The following is a 20,854-nucleotide window of genomic DNA, read 5'->3' on the forward strand; positions in this document are numbered from 1 at the left end:
CCGTCCCAACCTCACTTCGCACCGCCGTTCTTGCCGGTCGTGTCGGCCTCGTAGACCTCGGGCTTGAGGACGCCGATCATCGGCAGATTGCGGTAGAACTCCCGATAGTCGAGGCCGTAGCCGACGACGAACTCGTTGGGGATGGAGAACCCGCAATAATCGACGCGGACCGGCACCTGGCGGCGCTCTTTTTTGTCCAAGAGGGTGCACACCTTGAGGCTCTTGGGGTTGCGGGCCCGAAAATTCTCGGTCAGGTAGTTCAAGGTTAGGCCGGTATCGACGATGTCCTCGACGATGAGGACGTCCCGCCCATCCATAGGCTGGTCGATGTCCTTGATGATCCGGACGGCCCCCGAGGACTTGGTGGCCGCGCCATAGGACGAGACGGCCATGAAGTCGAAGGTGGCCGGGATGTCGATGTGGCGGGCCAGGTCGGCCAAGAAGATGGCCGCGCCCTTGAGGATGGCGACCATGAACAGGTTCTTGCCCGCGTATTCCGCGGCGATCTGCCGGCCGAGCTCCGTGATTCGGTCCTGGATACGGTCGGCGGGAATGAGGATTTCCTTGAGGTCCTTGTCTGAGCCCAACAGGATGATCCCTCCAGAACTAGCCTGCTCCAATAATTGCTAGAAGTTTCGCGTCAGCGGGAAGGTTTTCCTGCCGAAACCATGAACCGCAGCCAAAGGAAAGGGGAGTCCGGAGTGGACTCCCCGCGGGTTCGTTTCCGGGCCCGGTTCGGTCGCTTCCGGCCGATGCCCTGCCGCCAGGTTCAGGGCTTGTCCGGCCGGGCGCACTCCCCGCCCTCGCCCCGGAGCAGCTCGAGGGCGTGCCCGAGGACCGGCATGACCACCTCGAGGCATTCCCTCACGGCCCGTGGGCTGCCCGGCAGGTTGATGATCAGGGAACGCCCGCGGGTGCCGGCCACCGCCCGGGACAACATGGCCCGGGAAGTCTTCTTCAAGCTTTCCTGGCGGATGGCCTCGGGAATCCCGGGCACGGGCCGGTCGCAGGCGGCCAGGGTGGCTTCGGGGGTGTGGTCCCGGGGGGCCAGGCCGGTGCCCCCGGTGGTCAGGATGAGGTCGACGCCCATCTGGTCGGCCATCACGATGAGCTTCTCCTTGATCAGCCCCTCATCGTCGGGGATGACTTCATAGGCCGCCACCTTGCCCCCCGCCGCCTCGACGATCTCGGCGATGACCCGGCCGCTCTTGTCCTCGCGTTCCCCACGCGAACCCTTGTCGCTGGCGGTCAGGATGCCGGCGGTGAAAGGGGGAAGGACCTCCGCGTGGGATGGGTCCCCAGGGTCGGCCTCAACCTCGGCCGCCCCGGCGACGATCAGGGCGTCGCCGACCTTGATCGAGCCGCCACGGATGACTCGGACGAAGATGCCCTCCCTGGGCATCACGCAGTCCCCCGCCTGCTCGTAAATGGCGCAGTGGCTGTGGCACTCCTTGCCGATCTGGGTGACCTCGAGGAGCGGGCCGCCCGCATCGCCTCCGGTCCGGGGATCCCTCACCTCGACCCTGGTCCCGATGGGCAGGACGACGAGGTCCAGGCCGACCGTGGTCAGGTTCTCGGCGAACGCCCCGGGGCCGACATTGAGGCCGGCCGCCCGCATCTTCTCGATGCTCTCCATGGCCAGCAGGCTGACCTGGCGGTGCCACGGCCCGGCGTGGGCGTCCCCCTCGAGACCGTGATTCTCAATCAACTGCCCCCGCCCGACGTCCTTCTTCCGCATCCCCTTCTTTTCGCTGACGCAGACGGCCGCGATATGGCCGATGGAGCCCAACTCCAGACTCATCGCTTCGCGCTCCCCTCGGACGGCCAGGCTTCGACGCCTTCCCGTCGCCATTCCCCGCTCTTGCCCCCGGACTTGTCGAGCAGCTGGATGGGCCCGATAACCATGCCGCGGTCGACCGCCTTGCACATGTCGTAGACCGTCAGGGCCCCGACGCTCACGGCGGTGAGAGCCTCCATCTCGGCCCCGGTCCGCCCGGTGGTGCGCACGGCGGCCTCGATGAGGACCCTGCCGCCGGCATGGCCGCCGGCTCCCCAGCCGGCCTCGCCCGCCCCCGGCCCGTCGACCACGGTCAGGCGGACATCGATGCCGGTCAGGGCGATGGGGTGGCACAGGGGGATCAATTCGGACGTCCGTTTGGCCCCCATGATCGCCGCCAGTTGGGCGACGGCCAGGACATCCCCTTTCCGGCCGGTTCCGGACCTGATCGCCGCCAGGGCCTCCGGCCCGACCCTGATCTCGCCGCGGGCCACGGCCTGTCGGACGGTCTCGGCTTTTTCTCCGACGTCGACCATCCGGGCCCGTCCCGATGGGTCGAAGTGGGTCAGTCCTCCCGCTCCCGGGGCCTTCTCTGGTCCCCTGCCGCCTTCCCCGTTCACCGCCTCACCCTCCCAAACGGGACATCCGGCGGAGCTCGTCGTCCTCACCGGCGCCCATGTTGTGCTCTTCCGGCTTCCGCCCGACCGCCGTCCGCAGGATTTCGGCCAACTCGTCCTCCTCGGCCCCCGAACGGAGGGCGGTCCGGAGGTCGATCTCCAGGGTTGAGGCCAGGCAGGGGTTGATCTTCCCGTCGGCGGTCAGCCTCAGCCGGTTGCAGCGAGAGCAGAAATGCCGGCTGATCGGGTTGATAAAACCGATCGTCCCCGCCCCGCCGATGGGCAGGACTTCGCCTTCATTGATCAGGGGCACCCAACGGTAGTATTCAGCCGGACCGTTACCCACCGGGCCTCCGGCCGGGATCAACTCTCCTGCCGCCAGCAGCCACTCCCTGACCTCCTGCCCGGTTACCCGCAGGTCGGCCGCCTGATGGGCGCTCTCGCCGAGCGGCATCAGTTCGATGAAGCGGACGTGGACCGCCCCGAGACCCGGGGCGAACGGCCGCCGGGTCAGGCGGGCGAAGTCGAGGACCTCGTCGTCGTTGAGCCCGCGGACGAGGACGACGTTGAGCTTGACCGGGTCGAAGCCGACCGCCAGGGCGGCCTTGATCCCGTCGGCCGCCTCGGTGAACAGATGCCTCCGGGCGAGCCTGGGAAAACGCTCAGGCCTGAGGGTGTCCAGGCTGATGTTGATCCGCCCGAGCCCCGCCGCCTTGAGGGGCGCAGCCAGGGGGGCCAACAAGGTCCCATTGGTCGTGATCGCCAGGTCCTCGAGGCCTTTCAAGGCGGACAGGCCGACCACCAGATCGACCAGGCCCTTGCGGACGAGGGGCTCGCCGCCGGTCAGCCGGATGCCGGTCACGCCCAGGGACACGGCCACCCGGGCGACCCTGAGGACCTCCTCGAGGGTGAGGATGTCCCGGTGGCTCTTGAGGGCGACCCCCTCCTCGGGCAGGCAGTAAAGGCACCGCATGTTGCAGCGGTCAGTCAAAGAGATGCGAAGATAGCTGATGGTCCGGCCATGCTTGTCGCGGAGGGCCGGGACCGGCGCCGGTGGCCGGGCTGGGACCCCGGCTCTGGTCCTTGGCTCATGCTTCATCGTCGATGACCTCTTCCATTCCGCTCTGTGATGGGTCGTAGCCGCCGAGGGCGGTCACGGCCGCCCGGAAGTCCTCGGACTTGATCACCTGCAGGAGTTCCTCGATGGGCTCGCTCCGGCGGTGCTCGGCCGGGATGGCCAACTGATACGCCTCACGGGTGACCGGCACGAAGTCCAGGCCCAGCGCCCGGGCGGCGGCCAGGATGCCGAGGCCGGCGTCGACGGCGCCGCTGGCCACGGCGGCCGCCACCGTCAGATGAGTGAACTCCTCCCGGTCATAACCGTCGATCGTCTTCGGGTCGATGCCCTCCAGCCTCAGGTGGTAGTCCAGAAGGACCCGGGTGCCCGCCCCCCGCTGGCGGTTGACGAACCTTACGTCCGGGCGGGTCAGGTCGTTGAAGGCCTCGATGCCCTTGGGGTTCCCCGGAGCGACCAGGAACCCCTGGTCGCGGTCGACCAGGTGGACCAGGTGGATCGACCGGCCGGGGAGGTACTTACGGATGTAAGTCCGGTTGTACTCACCGGTCTCTTCGTCGAGGAGGTGGGTCCCGGCCAGGTGGGCCTCGCCGCGGCGAAGAGCGATCAAGCCGCCCAGACTGCCCACGTTGGCCGAGGACAGGCTCAGCTCGGGGTGCCGCTGGTGCAGGAAGTCCCCGAGGAGGTCCAGGCAGAGGTCGTGGCTGCCGATGGCGACGATGGTCCCGGCCACCTCGGCCGGGTCCCGCCACAACTCGACCTCGACTTCGTCCCCTTCGGCCAGGCCCTCGGTGAGGGGCGGGATGCGGACGACGCCGTCCGCCCGGACCAGGGACATGGTCACCCCGGCGCCGCGGGCGATGGGCGTCGCCACCAGGCGGCGGCCGACCCAGCCCAGCTTGACCCGGAGGAACTCCTCGGCCCCGCTGGTCGACATGACCCGCCGGCTGATGGCCGCCCGTTCCTTCGGCCTGACCGTGGCGGGAAGCCCCTGAAGGGCGAAGACCAGCGGCTTGACGAAGAGATCGAAAGCGATGAAGGAAGATACCGGATAGCCTGGCACCCCGATCACCGGCTTGCCACGGGCCACGCCGAGGATGACCGGCCGGCCCGGCTTCATCGCCACCCCATGGACGAGCACCCGACCTATCTGGCCCACGGCCCAGGCGGAGAAGTCCTCGGAGCCGGCCGACGAGCCGGCGTTGAGGACGACCACGTCGGCGGCCTCCAGAGCCTCACCCAAGGCGGCCAGGATGGCTTCGCGGCGGTCGATGACGATCCTCCGCCGGAGTGGCTCCGCCCCCCACTGGCTGACCAGGGCGGCCTGGACGTAGGAATTCGACTCGAGGATGTCGCCCGGCCGCAGCCGTTCGGCCGCCGGGCTCATCGGGTCGACCAGCTCGGTCCCGGTGGGGATGATGGCCACCTTGGGCCGCCGCCGGACCGACACCCCCCTGACCCCGGCGGCCAGCAGGGCTCCGATGTCCATCGAGCGGAGTCGGTGATTGGACGGCAGGACCAACTCCGTGGCCACGATGTCCTCGCCCAGGCTGCGGACGTGCTGCCAGGGAGCGACCGGATTGGCGACCTCAATGCCGTCCGGGTCGACCGGTTTGACGTCCTCGATCATGATCACCGCGTCCGTCCCCGGGGGCAGGGGGTCGCCGGTGTCGACCGGGAAGGCGCCGCTGTCCACGGTCAAGCGCGCCGGTCGGGTCTCGCTGGCGCCGAAGGTCGAGGCGGCCTTGACCGCGTATCCGTCCATCGCCGCCGCGTGGTAGTGGGGGGCCGAAGTGCGGGCGTAGACCGCCTCGGCCAGGACCCGTCCGACCGCCTCGGGGACGGCCACGGTCTCCCCGGGCAGCGGCCGCCAAAGGCCGGCTTCCCGCAGGGCCTCGTTCATCCGACCGAGGGCTTCGTCGATGGGGATCTCCTGGAGGTATATCTCCCGCTTGGCCATGCGCACACCTCATCGTCGAGCCTGATTGGGCGACCGGAGGCCCGCGATGCCCGGCCGGGGCCGCTCCGGATTCGGTCGTCAGGTAAGGGGCCGGACGCTCACTTCTTCCCCCGCCTCGTAGCCCTGACGACCGAGGGGGACACAGACCAGCCCGTCCGCCTGGACCAGGGTGGTGATGAGCCCGGACTTTCCCGGCACCGGCACGGCCCACAGGCCGTCGTCCCTGACCACCAGCCGGACTCGGACGTAGTCCTCGCGGGCCGGCGAGGAAGGGACGTTCTCGGCCAGGCGGGCCCGGATGGACGGGGCCACTGGCCCCTGCTCCGAGAAGACGGACTGCTCCTGAAGGCCGGCCAGGCGGCGCAGGACGGGCCGGACGAAGAGCTCGAAGATGACCATCGCGCTGGCCGGGTGCCCCGGCAACCCGAAGATCGGCCGCGGCGGTGAACCGGCGGCGAGGCCCAAGATGGTCGGTTTCCCCGGTTTGACCGCCACGCCGTGGACGAGCACCCCGGGCGGCCCGAGAGCGTCGATGACCCTGGCCGTGGCGTCCCTGGTCCCGACGGAACTGCCGCCGGAGATGACCACGGCGTCGGCCGCCAGGGCTTCCCGCGCCACCCGCAAGAGTTCGTCGAAGTCGTCCCGGACGATGCCGGCGATGGAAGCCACCGCCCCGGTCTGGGTGGCCAGCGCGGCCAGGCCATAGGCGTTGATGTCCCGGACCTCGCCGGGTCCGGGGGCCCGGTCGGGCGGGACGATCTCGTCGCCGCTGGAGATGACGGCCACCCGCGGACGCCGGAAGACGGCGACCTCGGTGCGCCCGATCCCGGCGAGAGCTCCGATGTCACTGGCCCGCAAGCGCCGTCCACGGTCGAGGACGAGCGCGCCGGCGGTCATATCCTCCCCTCGGACCAGCACGTTCTCCCCTGGCGCCACCGGTCGCTGGACGGCCACCGTGCTCGCGTCAAGCTCCTCGGCGTACTCGACCATGACCACGGCGTCGGCCCCGCCCGGGAGCATCCCCCCGGTCGGAATCCGGACGGCCCTTCCCGACGCCAGGTCCGGGCCGGCGGGAGCGCCCATCCGGACGTCGCCGGCCACGGTCAGCAAGGCCGGCAGAGGCTCAGACGCCCCGAAGGTGTCGGCGGCCCTGACCGCGTAACCGTCGACCGTGGAACGATCAAAACCGGGCACGTCGTCGGCCGCCCGGACCGTCTCGGCCAGGACCCGGCCGATGGCCTCGGTTAAACGGGCCGTCTCGACGGCCGGTTCGGCCGCGGCTAGTTTAGAGTGGTAAAGTGCCGTGGCTTCGGCCACCGACAGGAGCTTCAGCGGACGAACGTTCACGTCTTGGGCCCTCCGTCTGGATTAAACGTCTGGAATCTTCGCCTAGAATACCGTTTCGCCGGCCGCGAAGGCCCGGGCGGCCTCGGTCGCCGGTCGTTCGAAGAAGGCCCCCGCCGGGGCATCTTCGACGAGCCTCCCCTCGGACAGGAAGAGGACCCGATCGGCCAGGCGCCTGGCCTGGAAGAGGTTGTGGGTGACGAGGACGATCGTCCGGCCTTCGGCCCTGAGTCTCTTCAGGAGCCCCTCGATGGCTGAGGCGCTGGCCGGGTCGAGGTTGGCCGTCGGTTCGTCGAGGAGGAAGACCTCCGGCCGGAAGGCCATGGCCCGGGCCAGGGCGACCCGCTGTGACTCGCCGGAGGACAGCCCCTTGGCCGCCCGGGGGGCGAAGCCGACCAGGCCGACCTGGGCCAGGCTCTCCTCGACCCTCGCCCGGACCTCCGGCGACCCGCCGTCCAGACCCCGGAGGCGCAGGCCGTAGGCCACGTTCCCGGCCACCGTCCCCTCGAAGAGCACCGGCCGCTGGAAGATGAAGGCCATCCTTCGGCGCAGGGCCATCCTCTGCCTTTCGGCTCCCCAGCCGGACCCGTTCCCCCACGGCCACGGATGGCCGAAGATAGAGCCCTCGGCCTCCACCGGAGGGTCGATCAGACCGAGGAGTCGGAGGAAGGTGGTCTTCCCGCAACCGTTGGGCCCGAGGACGACGTTGATCCCGCCGCCGGCCAGGGCCAGCGGAGCGCCGTCGCTCGTCAAGTCGAGGGCCAGCCGCCCCCGGCGGTAGGCCTGGGCGAGGCGTTTGACCAAGAAGGTTGGTTCCGCGGTCATGGTCTCTTCTCTCCCGCCGAGGGGGCGACCCGGCCTACCAGTGAGTTGACGACAAAAGCCAGAAGCAACAGGACCAGGCCGAGGGCGATGGCCAGGTCATACCGCCCCTGCCTGGTGTCGAGGACGATGGCCGTGGTCATCACCCGGGTCTGCCCCTGGATGTTGCCGCCGACCAGCATGACCGCGCCGACCTCGGCGATGGCCCGGCCGAAGGCGGCCATGGCGGCCGTCTCGATGGCCCGTCTGGCCTCGCTGATGACGGCCAGGTCGGTCTGCCACCGGCTGGCCCCGAGAGCCATGGCGGTGTCCCTGACCAGACGGTCCTTCTCCCTCACGGCCACCAGAGTCAGCCCGGTGACGATGGGCAGGACCAGGATGAACTGGACGATGACCATGGCCGCCGGGGTGAACAGCAGGCGGGCCCGGCCGAACGGCCCCTGGTTCGAGAGAAGCAGGTAGACCGAGAGCCCGGCAAGGACGGGCGGGAGGCCCATCAGGGTGTTGGTCAGGCGGATCAGAAAGCCCCTACCCCAGATGGGCCGGAAGGCCAGGAGCGACCCCAACGGCACACCGACCAGCGCCCCGAGGGCGCTGGCCGTGCCGGAGACGACGATGGACAGAAAGATGATCCGATAGAGCTCGGGATCGAACCGGATCAGGAGCTGAAACCCCTGGATGATGCCGTTGAGGAGGTCAGACAGGCGAATCCCCGCCGATCTAAGGGGCCCGTGGTGGGAGCCTCATTTGGTCTCCGGATAGAGGAAGAACAGCGGTGAGCCGAACTTGTCCCGGCCGTACTCGGAGATGATCTTCCGGCCCGCGGGTCCGGTGATGTACTTGATGAAGGCCGTGGCGCCCTTATAGTTCACGTTCGGGTGGGCCTTCGGGTTGACGGCGATGACCCCGTAGGGGTTGTAGAGAGCCTTGTCCCCCTCGACCAGGATGGGCAGGTTGAGCTTGTCCTTCAGGTTGAGGTAGGTCGCCCGGTCGGTGAGCGTGTAGGCCGCCTTCTCGCCGGCCATCCGGAGGACGTCGGCCATGCCGGCGCCGGCGCTCAGGTACCACGTCCCGGCCGGTTTGACGCCCGCCGCCGTCCAGAGGTCCTTCTCCTTGACATGGGTCCCGGAGTTGTCGCCGCGGGAGATGAAGGTGGCCTTGGCCGCGGCCCCGGCCGCGGCCAGCTTGGCCATGGCGTCGGCCGCCTTGGCCGAACCCTTGATCCCGGCCGGGTCGGCCGCCGGCCCGACGATGACGAAGTCGTTGTACATTACATCTTTTCGGTCGATCCCCTGGCCGTCGACGACGAACTGGTCCTCGGCCTTGCGGGAGTGGACCAGGAGGACGTCGGCATCGCCCTTGCGACCGGTCTCCATGGCCTGCCCCGACCCCTGGGCGAGGACCTTGACCTTGATCCCTCCGGCCTTCTCGAAGGCCGGGATGAGCACCTCCAGCAGGCCGGAGTCCTGGGTGCTGGTGGTCGTTGCCAGGGTCAGGGTCGAGCCGGGCTTGGCGTAGCTGCGGTAACCGATGAAGACCAGGGAAGCGACGAGGACGACGGCGACGACGGCGATGGCGATGGCGCGGGTTCGGCTCTTTGACCGGTTTTCCACGGTGGTTCAGTCCTTTCACTGGCTGTCCTTGGAACACAGCCATACAACCCCCGGCATCCGCGCTGGAAAGGACTAAACGGTCCCGGTCCCTACCGGAAGCAACCCAACTGGCATCGGCTGATCCTGACCCCGAGCCGGTCGGCGGCCTCGCCGACGGCCAGCCGGGAGACCTTCATCTCCTCGGCGATCTTGAAAGCGACGGCGCAGGGAAGCTTACCGTCCTCGGCCCCCTCCCGGACGCGGGCCTCGATGGCTTCGTTGCCTTCCGTGCGGGGCTTGGGCTTGCTTTCCCGCTTGCCCTCTTGGTCTTGGCTCAACAATCGTTCACCTCCCGGGACCCATTTTGCTCGGCGCGGCCGCGAAAAAAGACCAGGTTCCGCTCGCGGCGAGGACCCGGTCTTTCAATCGAAGCGACCACGGCCTCTCCTTTCCAAGCGCGGGAGGCTTACCGGTCGCCCGGCAAACCCTAGCCCACCATGCCTGATGGGCGCCGGCCCAGACGCCTGCGTGAGGAGTCCGAGCTCGGAGAGTTGTATGCAGTTGCTATTAGGGTTCTCCACGGCTTTGAAAATCCCTGCTGCGAGATGACTTAGTTCTTTCTGTTCATCTACCCTTGAATTCCGGCTTGCGTTTGGCGAGGAAGGCGCCCATCCCTTCGCGTTGGTCGTCCGTGGCGAAGCACTGAGCGAACAATTCAGCTTCATAGGCCAGGCCGTCGGCCAGGTCGAGGTCGAGCCCCCGGTTGATGGCTTCTTTAGCCAGACCGATGGCCACCGGGGCCTTCGAGGCGATCAGGGTGGCCACTTCGTTGGCCCGCTCCATCAGCTTCTCCGGCGGGACGACCGCGTCGACCAGCCCGATCTTCTCGGCCGCGGCCGCGTCCAGGGCGACCGCCGAAAAGATGAGTTCTTTGGCCTTGCCCCGGCCGACCAGCCTGGCCAGGCGCTGAGTGCCCCCGAAGCCGGGCAGGATCCCCAGGTTGACCTCGGGCTGGCCGATCTTGGCCTTCTCCGAGGCGATCCGGATGTCGCAGGCCATCGCCAGTTCGCAGCCGCCCCCCAGGGCGTAGCCGTTGATGGCGGCGATGACCGGCTTCGGCAGGTTCTCGATGGCGGCCGTAACGGCCTGACCGAAGCGCGAGAAGTCGCGACCTTCCCGGACCGAGAAGTCCTTCATCCCGGCGATGTCGGCCCCGGCCACGAAGGCCTTCTCGCCGCCGCCGGTGATGATCAGGACGCGGGCCTCCGGGTCGTCGCCGAACTCCTTCACCCCGGCCAAGATTTCTTCCAGGACCTTGCGGTTCAATGCGTTGAGGGCCTGGGGCCGATCGATGGTCAGGACGGCCACGGCCCCTTCCCTCTCCAGGCGGACGAATTCACCGTTCACTTGAAACGATGCCCCCCTCGGCTCAGGCAGACGGCCCCCCGCCGGACTTACCGCCGCGCGGTCGGTCGGACTGCCGCTTCTGTCTTAGCCTTTCCCGAACCTCCTGGTCTTTCCTCTCCTGCTGCCGCCGCTCGCGCTGGTTGCCCGCGGTCAGGATCCAGAGGCCGATGACGGCCACGGTGAAGCCCGGCCACGGCCCGGGGGCTCGCCAGAAGAAGACGATCGCCCCCCCCGCCAAGGCCAACACCAGACCCACGACACGCATGTTCAGCTTGACCGGCTTCACCGCCAAGACCCCCCGCGTCCGGCCGGCTAGCGGGCCGGCTGATAGTCGTAGAAGCCCTTGCCGCTCTTCTTCCCGAGGTAACCGGCCTTGACCAGCTTCCGCAGGAGCGGGCACGGCCGGTACTTGGAGTCGGAGAAGCCCTCGTAGAGCACCTCGAGGATGTACAGGACGGTGTCCAGCCCGATCAGGTCGGCCAGGGCCAGCGGCCCCATGGGGTGGTTCATCCCGAGCTTCATCACGTTGTCGACCGCCTCGGGGGTGGCCACGCCCTCGTAGACGCAGTAGATGGCCTCGTTGATCATCGGGATGAGGATGCGGTTGGCGACGAAGGCCGGCGAGTCGTTCACCGGCACCGGGGTCTTGCCCAGCTTCTTGGACAGGTCCATAACCGCCGCGAAGGTCTCATCGGAGGTCTGCAGGCCGCGGATGACCTCGACCAGTTGCATCAGGGGGACCGGGTTCATGAAGTGCATCCCGATGACCTTGTCCGGCCGCTTGGTGACCGCGGCCACCTCGGTGATAGGCAGGGATGAGGTATTGGTCGCCAGGATGACCCCCAGCCGGCAGACCTTGTCCAGCTCGGTGAAGATCTCCCGCTTGACCTCCATCTTCTCGACGGCCGCCTCGACGACGAAGTCGGCCCCGGCGGCCAGACCGAGGTCGGTGGTGCCCTTGATCCGGGCCATCGCCGCCTCCTTGTCCGCCTGGACCAGTTTGCCCTTGTCGACGCCGCGGGCCAGGTTCCTGTCGATGACGCTGAGGCCCTTCTGGACGAAACCGTCGGTGATGTCGCGGATGATCACGTTGAACCCGGAGACCGCGGCCACTTGGGCGATACCCCCGCCCATCTGGCCCGCGCCGATGACCATGATCGTCTTGACGTCCACTGCCGGTCACCCTCCCTAGCCGCTTTTCAGCCGACCTTGAACACCGTGGCTTCACCCTGCCCGCCGCCGCTGCAGATGCCGACCAGGCCGATGCCGCCGCCCCGGCGCCGCAGCTCGTAGATGGCGGTCATCAGGATGCGGGCGCCGCTGGCCCCGATGGGATGGCCGAGGGCGACCGCGCCGCCGTTCACGTTGACTATTTCGGGGTCCCACCCGCCCAACTTGATGGCGGTCAGGGTGACGGCCGCGAAGGCCTCGTTGAACTCGACCAGGTTGACGTCCTTGGGCTGCAGACCGGCCTTCTTCAGGGCCTGCATCCCGGAAAGGTGCGGAACGGTGTGCAGGTAGGGCGGGTCTTGGGAGACGGCGCCCTGCCCGAGGATGGTGGCCAGGGGCTCGAGGCCGAGCCTGTGGGCCCGCTCCTCGCTCATGACGACGACCGCCGAGGCCCCGTCGGAGATGGGCGGCGCGTTGCCCGCCGTGACCAGGCCGTCCTTCTCGAACACCGGCGGCAGGCCGGAGATCTTCTCCAGGGTGGAGTCGGCCCGCGGGCCCTCGTCGGTATCGAAGACGACGGCCGGACCCTTGCGCCGCGGGATGGTGACGGGAGCGATCTCCTCCTTGAACTTGCCGTCCTTGATCGCCTTGATCGACCGCAGGTGGCTCCGGTGGGACCACTCGTCCATCATCTGGCGGGTGATCCCGAACTCGACCGACACGCGACCGCCGTGGATGCCCATGTGGCAATTGTGGATGGCACACCACAGCCCATCGTGGACCGTGGCGTCGATGATCGAGCCGTCCCCCAGCCGGTACCCGAAGCGGGCCTTGGGTAGCAGGTAGGGGCCTTGCGACATGTTCTCCATGCCGCCGGCCACGAGGATCTCGGCGTCGCCGGCCCTGACCATCAGGTCGGACAGGTTGACCGCCCGGAGGCTTGACGCGCAGACCTTGTTGATCGTGTCGGACGGGACGGTCGTCGGCAGCCCGGCCTTGATCGTCGCCTGACGCGACGGAACCTGGCCGCTCCCGGCCTGCACGACCTGACCCATGTAAACATAATCGATCTCCGGGCCCTTGAGCCCGGCCCGCCGGACGACCTCCTTGATGACGTGGCCACCGAGGTCGACGGCGGGGACGTCCTTGAGGGCCCCACCGAACCCTCCGAATGGTGTTCTCGCTGCAGCAACGATGACGGCGCGAGGCACGGGCATCCTCCCCTTCATTTGTCGCGTTGTGGGCCGTCCCCTGTGGGCCCGGCCGCTGTGGGACTAGTTCGCGGGGCTGGTTTCCTAATCCTTCCGGGTCGGCCGCCAGGAATCCGGCAGGGGCCAGGGACGTGGTCCGTTGGTAGCCGGGGCAAGGGTGGCCGGTTGACAAACTTATCGTCGATTTCTGTCAATCTTTGACAGGATAGGGAGGACCTCCCTGAGAAAAACCTCGTCCGTGAAGGAGGGAGCACGTTGGAGCTATTGACCGAGAGAATCTTCGTCGTCGAGAAGAAGCATCACGAGGGGCAGCGGCTGCGGGTCCTGCGCTACGGGCTGTTCTGTGACCGGACGGTCCACGGGGGATCGTTCTTTTACATCAAGGCCCACTCCCAGCTATGGGAAGGCTCGGTCCTGGTCCGTGAGGCCTTTGAGACGGCCGGGGGGCTGGGCCGCAACCGCCCCCAGGCGATGCAGGTCTTCGCCCGGATCTGCGAGGTGCGCCGGCCGGTGTTACCGGAGCATCTGCCGGAGGTGATTCGAGACATCAGCTACACCGTCGTCAGTCGGCGCACTCGGGGGCAGCGGTCAATCGGACCCGGGCCGGCCCTGGTCTCCAGAAGAAAGGGCCGGCGGGCCCGGCTCGACGAACGTGCCGGCCGACCGCGCACCGGTCCACCCGCCAGGGGGCGGGTGATTTACCTGCCCACCGCCGGCCGGAAGCCCGAGGGCCAGCCGGGGGTCGCCGCGGAAGCCGTCGCGACCCACCCAGCCCCAGAGTCCCCCGGGAGCCCCGGCGAGCCCTGAGAAGACGGCCATCGACAACGGCCGCCGACAAGGAAAGGCCGGGTCATAGGGTTCCCGGCCCGGATGTCGAATATCTCCGACAATGAACCTGGCCGTCATCGCTCGAAAGGGGCTCCAGACGTTGACCGACCTCGGACACGTTCTACGCCGGCTGCGGAAAAGCAAGCGGATGAGCATCTACGACGTGGAGAAACGGACCGGCCTCCACTTCTCATCGATCAGCAAGTACGAGCGCAATGAGCGCCTGCCGAGCCTGCAGGTCCTGAAGGAACTGGCTGAGCTCTACGGGGTGCCCCTGGGAAACCTGGTCTTCCAGGAGACCACGGCGGACATCCCGCCGGAGAGCTTGGCCGCGGCCGCCCTCCTTGTCCGGCGGCCAGACCTTGCCGAGCTGTTCCGCCTCCTCCAAGAGCTTTCACCAGAGCAGGCCGCCGGGGTGCGGAACCTCATCCGGGCCTTCCTGGGCGGGGACACCGGGCCGGCGACGGACGCGGATGCCTAGCCGATCCGCTCGACCGACGTGTAGATATTCATCCGCCGCCCCCGGACGAAACCGACCAGGGCCAGGTTCAACCGGACGGCCAGGTCGACGGCGAGCGAGGTCGGGGCCGAACGCGAGGCGATGACGGCGAGGCCGGCACGGGCGGCCTTCAGGACGATATCCGAGGAGATACGGCCGGTGACCATCAGGAAGCTCGGGCCATCCCCGGCTTCGGCTAAGGGCTCACGAAGCAGGCTCCCGACCACCTTGTCGACGGCGTTGTGGCGGCCGATGTCGTCCCTGCCCACAAGGGGGGCGCCGGTGGAGGCACAGAGGACGGCTGTGTGCACCCCGCCGGTCTCGCGGAACAGCCCCGACCGAGTCTGCAGGTCGCGGGCCGCCGTCAAGATGGCTTCTTTGGCCAAGCCGCGGCCGTGCCGGCCGCCGTCGCCCGGTTGAGATAAAGGTTTGATCTGGAGGGCATCGAGGGCTTTGTAGAAGTCGCCCCCACCCTGACCGCATCCCGTGGCGACGACTCGCCGCGCGTACAGCCGGTCCGCCAGCGAGATCGGTCGCCGCAGGCTTACCATGGCCGCGCCGGCGGCGGCGGCGATGCCGAGTTCCGCGAGATCGTCCAGGCCGACGATGAGCCCCTCCCCGTGCAGGAACCCGACCACCAAATCCTCGAGGTGCTCAGGAGTGCACAGAAGGGTAGCCAGCTCCGTATCATTCAGGTGAACGGTCAGGGGATACTCCACGGCCACTTGGTCCGGCCGCCGGACCCGCCCGGACCCATCGCAAGCTTCGATCATCAAGGCCTTCGACGCAGGGACTGAAGCCATTGGCCTTCGGTCCTTTCTTTACGGTCTTCAGGGAGCCCTTCGGGAGGATTTTGGTCCGGTGCGTTGGGTCCGGTGGCCCGGCGCCGCGGGTTCGGTGCCTTGGGGCCGCCTCCTCGGGGGCGTGGTCGCTGACTAGTTCGCCGCCCCACGGGCGATTCCCCCGTGAACCTGGCGGACATGACGACCCTAGAGCGATCGAATACCCGATTTGATGAGCAAGCCTGTCACCTTCATCAACTCACCCGAGGTCAGACGAGGGTACGGACCGCTCATCCGGGCCATCCTGGCCCACTTCTGCCTCATCTCAATCCACCCGTTCGCCGGCGGAAACGGTCGCACTTCCCGGGCGGTTGAGGCCCATCTCCTGTATCAGGCGGGCAACAGGAAGAGATCTTTCAACACGTCCGCAGAGTCCTCTCTGGAGACGTTTACCTGGAAGCGGTCAGAAACGGGGAGATCAACACCGGAGGCTTGACCATTATGGGATTAGGGCGAACCTGGACCTCATGAATCGTAAGCGGCCGGCCTAGGTGAAGCCCCCCAAGCAGCCTTGGGGGGCTTCTTCATGGCCGGGATTGAGGTCCTTACGCGTACTTCTTCAGCACCTCGGCAATCTTTTTCGGGGTCAGCCGGCCGTAGGTGGTGGCGTTGACCATCATCGCCGGGGATAGGCCGCAGGCCCCGAGGCAGGCCACCCGCTCGAAGGTGAAGCGCCGGTCGCCGGTGGTCTCGCCGGGCTGGATCTTCAGCTCGTCGGCCACGGCGTCGAGGATCTTCTCGCCGCCCCGGACATGGCACGCCGTCCCCAGGCAGACGCGGACGATGTTGCGCCCCCGCGGGGTCAGGTGGAACTGGGCGTAGAAGGTGGCCACGCCAAAGACCTTCGACTCGGGCACCTTCAGGAACTTGGCAATCCGGCCGACCGCCGGTCGGGGCAGGTAGCCATAGGCTTCCTGGGTCTGTTGGAGGATGGGGATCAGGGGGCCCTTGGCCCCGCGGTACTTCTCGAGGATCTTCTCCAGCGGGCCGCCGTCAAAGGCCGGCCCTTCAGCCGTCGCGTCGGGCCCGTGGCCCAGGTTGACGTCCTTCTCGACCGCGCTCACCGGCGCCCACCTCCCGCGGCCGCGACCTGCTTGGCCGCCGCCTGTCCTTCACCGGCCGCGCTTTGGGCCGCCGCTTTCTCGACCGCCCAGGCCGGGGCCTCGGCCTTCTCCAGCTTCACCGCGGCCACCTTGAACTCGGGGATCTTAGCCCTTGGGTCGACGGCCGGGTTGGTCAGGACGTTGGCCGCCGCCTCGGCGAAGTGGAAGGGCATGAAGACGACCCGCCGGCCGGTCATGCCGGTGACCTTGACTCTGGTCACCACGCTGCCGCGCCGCGAGGTCACCTTGACCCAGGCATGGTCCTCCAAGCCGTAATCGGCGGCCGTCTCCGGATTGACCTCGATGTAGCCCTCGGGCCTGATCCAGTTGAGCCCCTTGGAGCGCCGGGTCATCGTCCCGGTGTGGTAGTGATAGAGGATCCGGCCGGTCGACAGGACCAGCGGGTACTCGGCGTCGGTGCCCTCGGCCGCCGGGCGGTAGTCGATCGTCGCAAATTGGCCCAGACCGCGGCTGAACTTCTCGCGATGGAGGACCGGCGTGCCCGGATGCTCACGGTTCGGGACGGGCCACTGGAGGCCCTTGTTGAAAGCGTCCCCGCCCTCGGCCAAGCGGTCCCAGCGGACTCCGCCGTAGATCGGGGTGAGGTCGGCGACCTCGTCCATGACCTCGGCCACCGAGTTGTAGTTCCAGTCCAGGCCGAGGCGCCGTCCGACGTCGCGGAGGATCTGCCAGTCGGGCCGGGCTTCGCCCGGGGCCGCGGTGGCCGTCCGGAACAGTTGGACCCGGCGCTCGGTGTTGGTGAAGGTCCCGTCCTTCTCGGCGAAGCAGGCTCCGGGCAGGACCACGTCGGCCAGCTTGGCCGTCTCGGTCAGGAAGATGTCCTGGACGACCAGGAAATCGAGGTGGCCCAGAGCCTCCTCGACGTGCCGGAGGTCCGGGTCGGAGACCATCGGGTTCTCGCCCATGATGTAGAGGCCCTTGAGGTCGCCGTGGGCGGCCGCGTTCATTATCTCGGTGACCGTGAGACCGACCTTATCGTCGAGCCTGGCCCCCCAGGCCTTCTCGAACTTGGCCTTCAGGTCGGGGTTGGTGACCGCCTGATAGCCCGGGAAGACATTCGGCAGCGCGCCGACGTCGCAGGCCCCCTGGACGTTGTTCTGGCCGCGGAGCGGGTTGACCCCGGTCCCCTCGCGCCCGATGTTCCCGGTGAGCATGGCCAGGTTGGCCACGGTTTGGACGTTGTCGGTGCCCGTCGTGTGCTGGGTGATCCCCATCGAGTAGATGATCGCCGCCCGCCCCGCCTTGGCGTAGGCCCTGGCGGCCTCGACGATCAGCCCGGCCGGCACACCGCACAGGCTCTCGACGTACTCGGGCGTGAACTTCTCGACCGCCGTCTTGAGGGCCTCGAAGTTCTCGGTGCGGCTCTCGACGAAGCCCTTGTCGTAAAGGTCCTCGCGGAGGATGACGTGCATGAGCCCGTTGAGGAGGGCGACGTCGCTCCCCGGAATCTGCTGCAGGTGGAGGTCGGCCAGCTCGGCCAAGTCGACCCGGCGCGGGTCGACGACGATCAGCTTGGCCCCGTTGCGCTTGGCCTTCTTGACCTGCATGCCGATGACCGGGTGGGCCTCGGTGGTATTCGAACCGATGACGAAGACGCAGTCGGACTGGGCGATGTCGTCGATGGAGTTGGTCATCGCCCCGCTCCCGAAGGAGAGGGCCAGGCCGGCCACCGTGGAGGCGTGGCACAGACGGGCGCAGTGGTCGATGTTGTTCGTCCCGAAACCCTGCCGGACCAGTCTCTGCATGAGGTAGTTCTCTTCGTTGGTGCACTTGGCCGAAGACAGGCCGGCCAGAGTGCCGGGGCCGCCGGTCTTCTTCAGCTCAGTGAAACGGCGGGCAATCAGGTCCAGGGCCTCATCCCAGGAGACCTCGACGAACTCGCTGTCGCGGCCGGCCTGGCCGGTCTGGCCCTCGAGGACGCCCTTGCGGACGAGCGGCCTGGTCAGCCGGTCCGGGCTCTGGATGAACTCCCAGCCGAAGCGGCCCTTGACGCAGAGCTTGTTGTGGTTGGCGGGGCCATCGGCCGGCTCAACGCCGACGATCCGCCCCTCCTTGTTGAAGAGCAGCTCGAACCGGCAGCCGACGCCGCAGTACGGGCAGACCGTTCGGGCCCGCCGGAGCTCCCACGGCCGCCCCTGGCCGATGCGGGTCCTGGGCTGCAGGGCGCCGGTCGGACAGACGGTCACGCAGTTGCCGCAGAAGACGCAGGGCGACTCTTCCAGGGGGACGTCGTAGGACGTCGCCACCTTGGCCTTGAAGCCGCGCCAGGCGTAGTCGACGGCGCCCACGCCCATGCTCTCGGCGCAGGTCCGGATGCACCGCCCGCAGACGATGCACTTGTCGTGGTCGCGGATGAAGAAGGCGTTCGTGTCGTCCGGCTTGAAGTGCTTGCGCTCGCCGGCATAGGTGTCCTGCCGGGCGCCGTAGATGTAGGCGTACTCCTGAAGCTTGCAGTCGCCGTTCTTCTCGCAGGTCAGGCAATCCTGCGGGTGGTTGGCCAGGAGCAGTTCGAGGGTCATCTTCCGGTACTTCCGGATCTTCTCCGTGTTCGTCCGGACGACCATCCCCTCGGCCACCGGGGTGGCGCATGAAGCCGGCAGGCCGCGCATCTTCTCGATCTCGACGATGCACAGGCGACAGGCGCCGACGGACGTCAGCTCAGGGTCGTAGCAGAGGCGCGGGATGTCGAGGTCGAGCTGCTTCGCGGCCTCCAGGACGTTGGTTCCGGCCGCGACGCTGACGGGCTTGCCGTCGATATTCAGGTTGAGCATCTTGATTTCCGTCATCTCGCTCCCCTCCTACTCTCGGATGACGGCGCCGAACGGGCAGACCTGCTCGCAGGTCCCGCACTGGGTGCACTTGGCCTGATCGATCACGTGGGCGATCTTCTTCTCGCCACTGATCGCCTGCTGGGCGCAGGAGCGCTTGCAGATCAGGCAGGCCTTGCACTTGTCGGCGTCGATCCGGTATTTGATCAGAGCCTTGCAGACGTGGGCCGGGCACTTCTTGTCGACGATGTGGGCCAGGTACTCGTCACGGAAGTACTTCAGGGTGGTCAGGACCGGGTTCGGGGCCGTCTGGCCGAGGGCGCAGAGGGACGTCTCCTTGACCATCTGGGCCAGCTCGGCGAGCTTGTCGAGGTCCTCGACCTGACTCTTGCCCTCGGTGATCCGGGTGACGATCTCGTACATCCGCTTCGTGCCTTCGCGGCATGGGGTGCACTTACCACACGACTCCGATTGGGTGAAGTTCAGGAAGAACTTGTTGAAGTCGACCATGCAGGTCGTCTCATCGACGACGACGAGGCCGCCCGAGCCCATGATCGCCCCGGTGGCGGCCAGCGACTCGTAGTCGACGGGGGTATCCATCAGCTTGGCCGGGATGCAGCCGCCCGACGGGCCGCCGATCTGGACGGCCTTGAATTCCTTGTCGTCCTTGATCCCGCCGCCGACGTCGTAGATGATCTCCCGCAGGGTGATCCCCATCGGCACCTCGGCCAGGCCGGTGTTCTTGATCCGGCCGGTCAGGGCGAAGACCTTGGTCCCCTTGGACTTCTCGGTGCCGATGCCGGCGTACCAGCCCGACCCGTTGAGGATGATCTGGGGGACGTTGGCCCAGGTCTCCACGTTATTGATGTTAGTCGGCCGGCCGAACAGTCCGCGGTTGGCCGGGAACGGCGGCCGCGGGCGCGGCATCCCGCGCTCACCCTCGATCGAGGCCATCAGGGCCGTCTCCTCACCGCAGACGAAAGCCCCGGCCCCTTCTTTGATGTGCAGTTCAAAGCGGTAGTCGGTGCCGAGGACATGCGGCCCCATCAGGCCGCGCTCGGTGGCCTGTTCGATGGCCAGCTCGAGCCGCTTGATGGCCAGCGGGTACTCGGCCCGGCAGTAGATATAGCCTTCATCAGCGCCGATGGCGTAGGCCCCGATGATCATCCCCTCGATGACCGCGTGCGGGTCACCCTCGAGGACGCTACGGTCCATGAAGGCCCCGGGGTCGCCCTCGTCGGCGTTGCAGATGATGTACTTCTTCGAACCCGCCGCCTTGGCGGCGAACTCCCACTTCAGGCCGGTCAGGAACCCGGCGCCTCCGCGGCCGCGGAGGCCCGACTTCTTGACCTCGTCGATGACCTCGGCCGGCTTCATCGTCGCCAGGACCTTGGCCATGGCCCGGTACCCGTCCCGGTCGAAGTACTCTTCGATCTTCTCCGGGTCGATAATCCCGCAGTTCTTGAGAACGATCCGCTTTTGCTTCTTGTAGAAGTCGACGTCCAGGTACGGGTTGAACTCGTCGATGATCGTCCCGGCGACCCACTCCCCGATCGGCTGGCCGCCGGCCACGTGCTGCTCGACGAGGCGGGGGACCATGTCCGGGGTGACCCGGGCGTAGGTGATCCGCGGGGCGCCCTTCTGGACCACGTCGACCAGCACTTCCTGCTCGCACATGCCAATGCATCCGACCGAAACCAGGTCGGCGCCGACCCCGCGCCGCTTCAGCTCGGCGGCAATGGCATCGTAGACTTCCTGACCACCGGCGGCGATGCCGCACGTGCCGAGGCCGACGATGACCGTCGGCCGGCCCAGGCG

The 20,854-nt window shown here is 67.8% G+C and carries 19 protein-coding genes, 1 pseudogene and 1 riboswitch; of the genes and pseudogenes, 2 read left to right on the forward strand and 18 right to left on the reverse strand.

What is annotated here, in order from left to right; translation table 11 throughout:
- Positions 1-11 precede the first annotated feature (11 nt).
- The 14 genes from hpt to VGL40_13985 form a co-directional block, all read right to left on the reverse strand.
- On the reverse strand, positions 12-587 hold the full coding sequence (gene hpt / locus VGL40_13920; GenBank protein HEY3316362.1) for a hypoxanthine phosphoribosyltransferase: 576 nt from the start codon (positions 585-587) through the stop codon (positions 12-14).
- A gap of 182 nt (positions 588-769) precedes the next feature.
- Entirely contained in the window at positions 770-1,801 is a 1,032-nt protein-coding gene (locus VGL40_13925) for a molybdenum cofactor synthesis domain-containing protein (GenBank protein HEY3316363.1), read from the reverse strand.
- Positions 1,798-2,397, reverse strand: coding sequence for a cyclic pyranopterin monophosphate synthase MoaC (gene moaC / locus VGL40_13930; protein ID HEY3316364.1), 600 nt, complete (start codon positions 2,395-2,397; stop codon positions 1,798-1,800). Before moaC ends, VGL40_13925 begins: the two co-directional genes overlap by 4 nt.
- Before the next feature lie 4 nt (positions 2,398-2,401).
- Positions 2,402-3,493: a GTP 3',8-cyclase MoaA gene (gene moaA, locus VGL40_13935; protein HEY3316365.1), complete on the reverse strand. Its 1,092-nt coding sequence runs from the start codon at positions 3,491-3,493 to the stop codon at positions 2,402-2,404.
- Positions 3,483-5,429: a molybdopterin biosynthesis protein gene (locus VGL40_13940; protein ID HEY3316366.1), complete on the reverse strand. Its 1,947-nt coding sequence runs from the start codon at positions 5,427-5,429 to the stop codon at positions 3,483-3,485. Before VGL40_13940 ends, moaA begins: the two co-directional genes overlap by 11 nt.
- A gap of 78 nt (positions 5,430-5,507) precedes the next feature.
- Positions 5,508-6,776, reverse strand: a complete 1,269-nt coding sequence (glp, locus tag VGL40_13945; protein HEY3316367.1) for a gephyrin-like molybdotransferase Glp — start codon at positions 6,774-6,776, stop codon at positions 5,508-5,510.
- A 42-nt stretch (positions 6,777-6,818) separates the two neighbouring features.
- Positions 6,819-7,598, reverse strand: a complete 780-nt coding sequence (locus VGL40_13950) for a phosphate ABC transporter ATP-binding protein (GenBank protein ID HEY3316368.1) — start codon at positions 7,596-7,598, stop codon at positions 6,819-6,821.
- A complete protein-coding gene (locus VGL40_13955) occupies positions 7,595-8,305 on the reverse strand; it encodes an ABC transporter permease (protein ID HEY3316369.1) in 711 nt (236 codons plus the stop codon). The genes VGL40_13950 and VGL40_13955 overlap by 4 nt, the downstream gene beginning before the upstream one ends.
- Positions 8,306-8,338: 33 nt before the next feature.
- On the reverse strand, positions 8,339-9,208 hold the full coding sequence (locus tag VGL40_13960) for a substrate-binding domain-containing protein (protein ID HEY3316370.1): 870 nt from the start codon (positions 9,206-9,208) through the stop codon (positions 8,339-8,341).
- Positions 9,209-9,297: 89 nt separating this feature from the next.
- The gene (locus VGL40_13965; protein HEY3316371.1) at positions 9,298-9,525 is read right to left on the reverse strand and encodes a hypothetical protein; all 228 of its coding nucleotides are present in this window, start codon (positions 9,523-9,525) and stop codon (positions 9,298-9,300) included.
- A gap of 90 nt (positions 9,526-9,615) precedes the next feature.
- Positions 9,616-9,748, reverse strand: a riboswitch (molybdenum cofactor riboswitch).
- Between the two features lie 63 nt (positions 9,749-9,811).
- Positions 9,812-10,594 carry an enoyl-CoA hydratase-related protein gene (locus tag VGL40_13970; protein ID HEY3316372.1) on the reverse strand — a complete coding sequence of 261 codons (783 nt, stop codon included), beginning with the start codon at positions 10,592-10,594 and terminating at the stop codon, positions 9,812-9,814.
- A gap of 22 nt (positions 10,595-10,616) precedes the next feature.
- Complete coding sequence (locus VGL40_13975) at positions 10,617-10,880, reverse strand: hypothetical protein (protein HEY3316373.1); 264 nt, start codon at positions 10,878-10,880, stop codon at positions 10,617-10,619.
- Positions 10,881-10,906: 26 nt separating this feature from the next.
- Entirely contained in the window at positions 10,907-11,767 is an 861-nt protein-coding gene (locus tag VGL40_13980; protein HEY3316374.1) for a 3-hydroxybutyryl-CoA dehydrogenase, read from the reverse strand.
- 26 nt (positions 11,768-11,793) lie between these two features.
- A complete protein-coding gene (locus VGL40_13985; protein HEY3316375.1) occupies positions 11,794-12,975 on the reverse strand; it encodes an acetyl-CoA C-acetyltransferase in 1,182 nt (393 codons plus the stop codon).
- 255 nt (positions 12,976-13,230) lie between these two features.
- Between VGL40_13985 and VGL40_13990 the strand changes: the two genes are divergently transcribed.
- Together VGL40_13990 and VGL40_13995 are read left to right on the forward strand one after the other, a co-directional pair.
- A complete protein-coding gene (locus VGL40_13990) occupies positions 13,231-13,782 on the forward strand; it encodes a hypothetical protein (GenBank protein HEY3316376.1) in 552 nt (183 codons plus the stop codon).
- A gap of 121 nt (positions 13,783-13,903) precedes the next feature.
- Entirely contained in the window at positions 13,904-14,284 is a 381-nt protein-coding gene (locus tag VGL40_13995) for a helix-turn-helix domain-containing protein (protein ID HEY3316377.1), read from the forward strand.
- On the opposite strand, the gene fdhD is transcribed toward VGL40_13995, so the two are convergent.
- The 4 genes and pseudogenes from fdhD to nuoF form a co-directional block, all read right to left on the reverse strand.
- Positions 14,281-15,075 carry a formate dehydrogenase accessory sulfurtransferase FdhD gene (gene fdhD, locus VGL40_14000; GenBank protein HEY3316378.1) on the reverse strand — a complete coding sequence of 265 codons (795 nt, stop codon included), beginning with the start codon at positions 15,073-15,075 and terminating at the stop codon, positions 14,281-14,283. The genes VGL40_13995 and fdhD overlap by 4 nt on opposite strands.
- A 614-nt stretch (positions 15,076-15,689) precedes the next feature.
- Positions 15,690-16,181, reverse strand: a complete 492-nt coding sequence (gene nuoE / locus VGL40_14005) for an NADH-quinone oxidoreductase subunit NuoE (GenBank protein ID HEY3316379.1) — start codon at positions 16,179-16,181, stop codon at positions 15,690-15,692.
- A gap of 128 nt (positions 16,182-16,309) precedes the next feature.
- Positions 16,310-19,039: pseudogene (fdhF, locus tag VGL40_14010) on the reverse strand (formate dehydrogenase subunit alpha).
- A 27-nt stretch (positions 19,040-19,066) separates the two neighbouring features.
- A complete protein-coding gene (gene nuoF, locus VGL40_14015) occupies positions 19,067-20,851 on the reverse strand; it encodes an NADH-quinone oxidoreductase subunit NuoF (protein ID HEY3316380.1) in 1,785 nt (594 codons plus the stop codon).
- Positions 20,852-20,854 lie beyond the last annotated feature (3 nt).

The organism is Bacillota bacterium, assembly GCA_036504675.1.
In the GTDB taxonomy this organism is placed as follows: domain Bacteria; phylum Bacillota; class Sulfobacillia; order JAJYWN01; family JAJZPE01; genus DASXUT01.

Excerpts from the sequence above, each read along its gene's own strand:
- VGL40_13925 (HEY3316363.1), bottom strand. The coding sequence starts at position 1,801 with ATGAGTCTGGAGTTGGGCTCCATCGGCCATATCGCGGCCGTCTGCGTC.
- moaA (HEY3316365.1), bottom strand. The coding sequence starts at position 3,493 with ATGAAGCATGAGCCAAGGACCAGAGCCGGGGTCCCAGCCCGGCCACCG.
- VGL40_13940 (HEY3316366.1), bottom strand. The coding sequence starts at position 5,429 with ATGGCCAAGCGGGAGATATACCTCCAGGAGATCCCCATCGACGAAGCC.
- VGL40_13950 (HEY3316368.1), bottom strand. The coding sequence starts at position 7,598 with ATGACCGCGGAACCAACCTTCTTGGTCAAACGCCTCGCCCAGGCCTAC.
- fdhD (HEY3316378.1), bottom strand. The coding sequence starts at position 15,075 with ATGATCGAAGCTTGCGATGGGTCCGGGCGGGTCCGGCGGCCGGACCAA.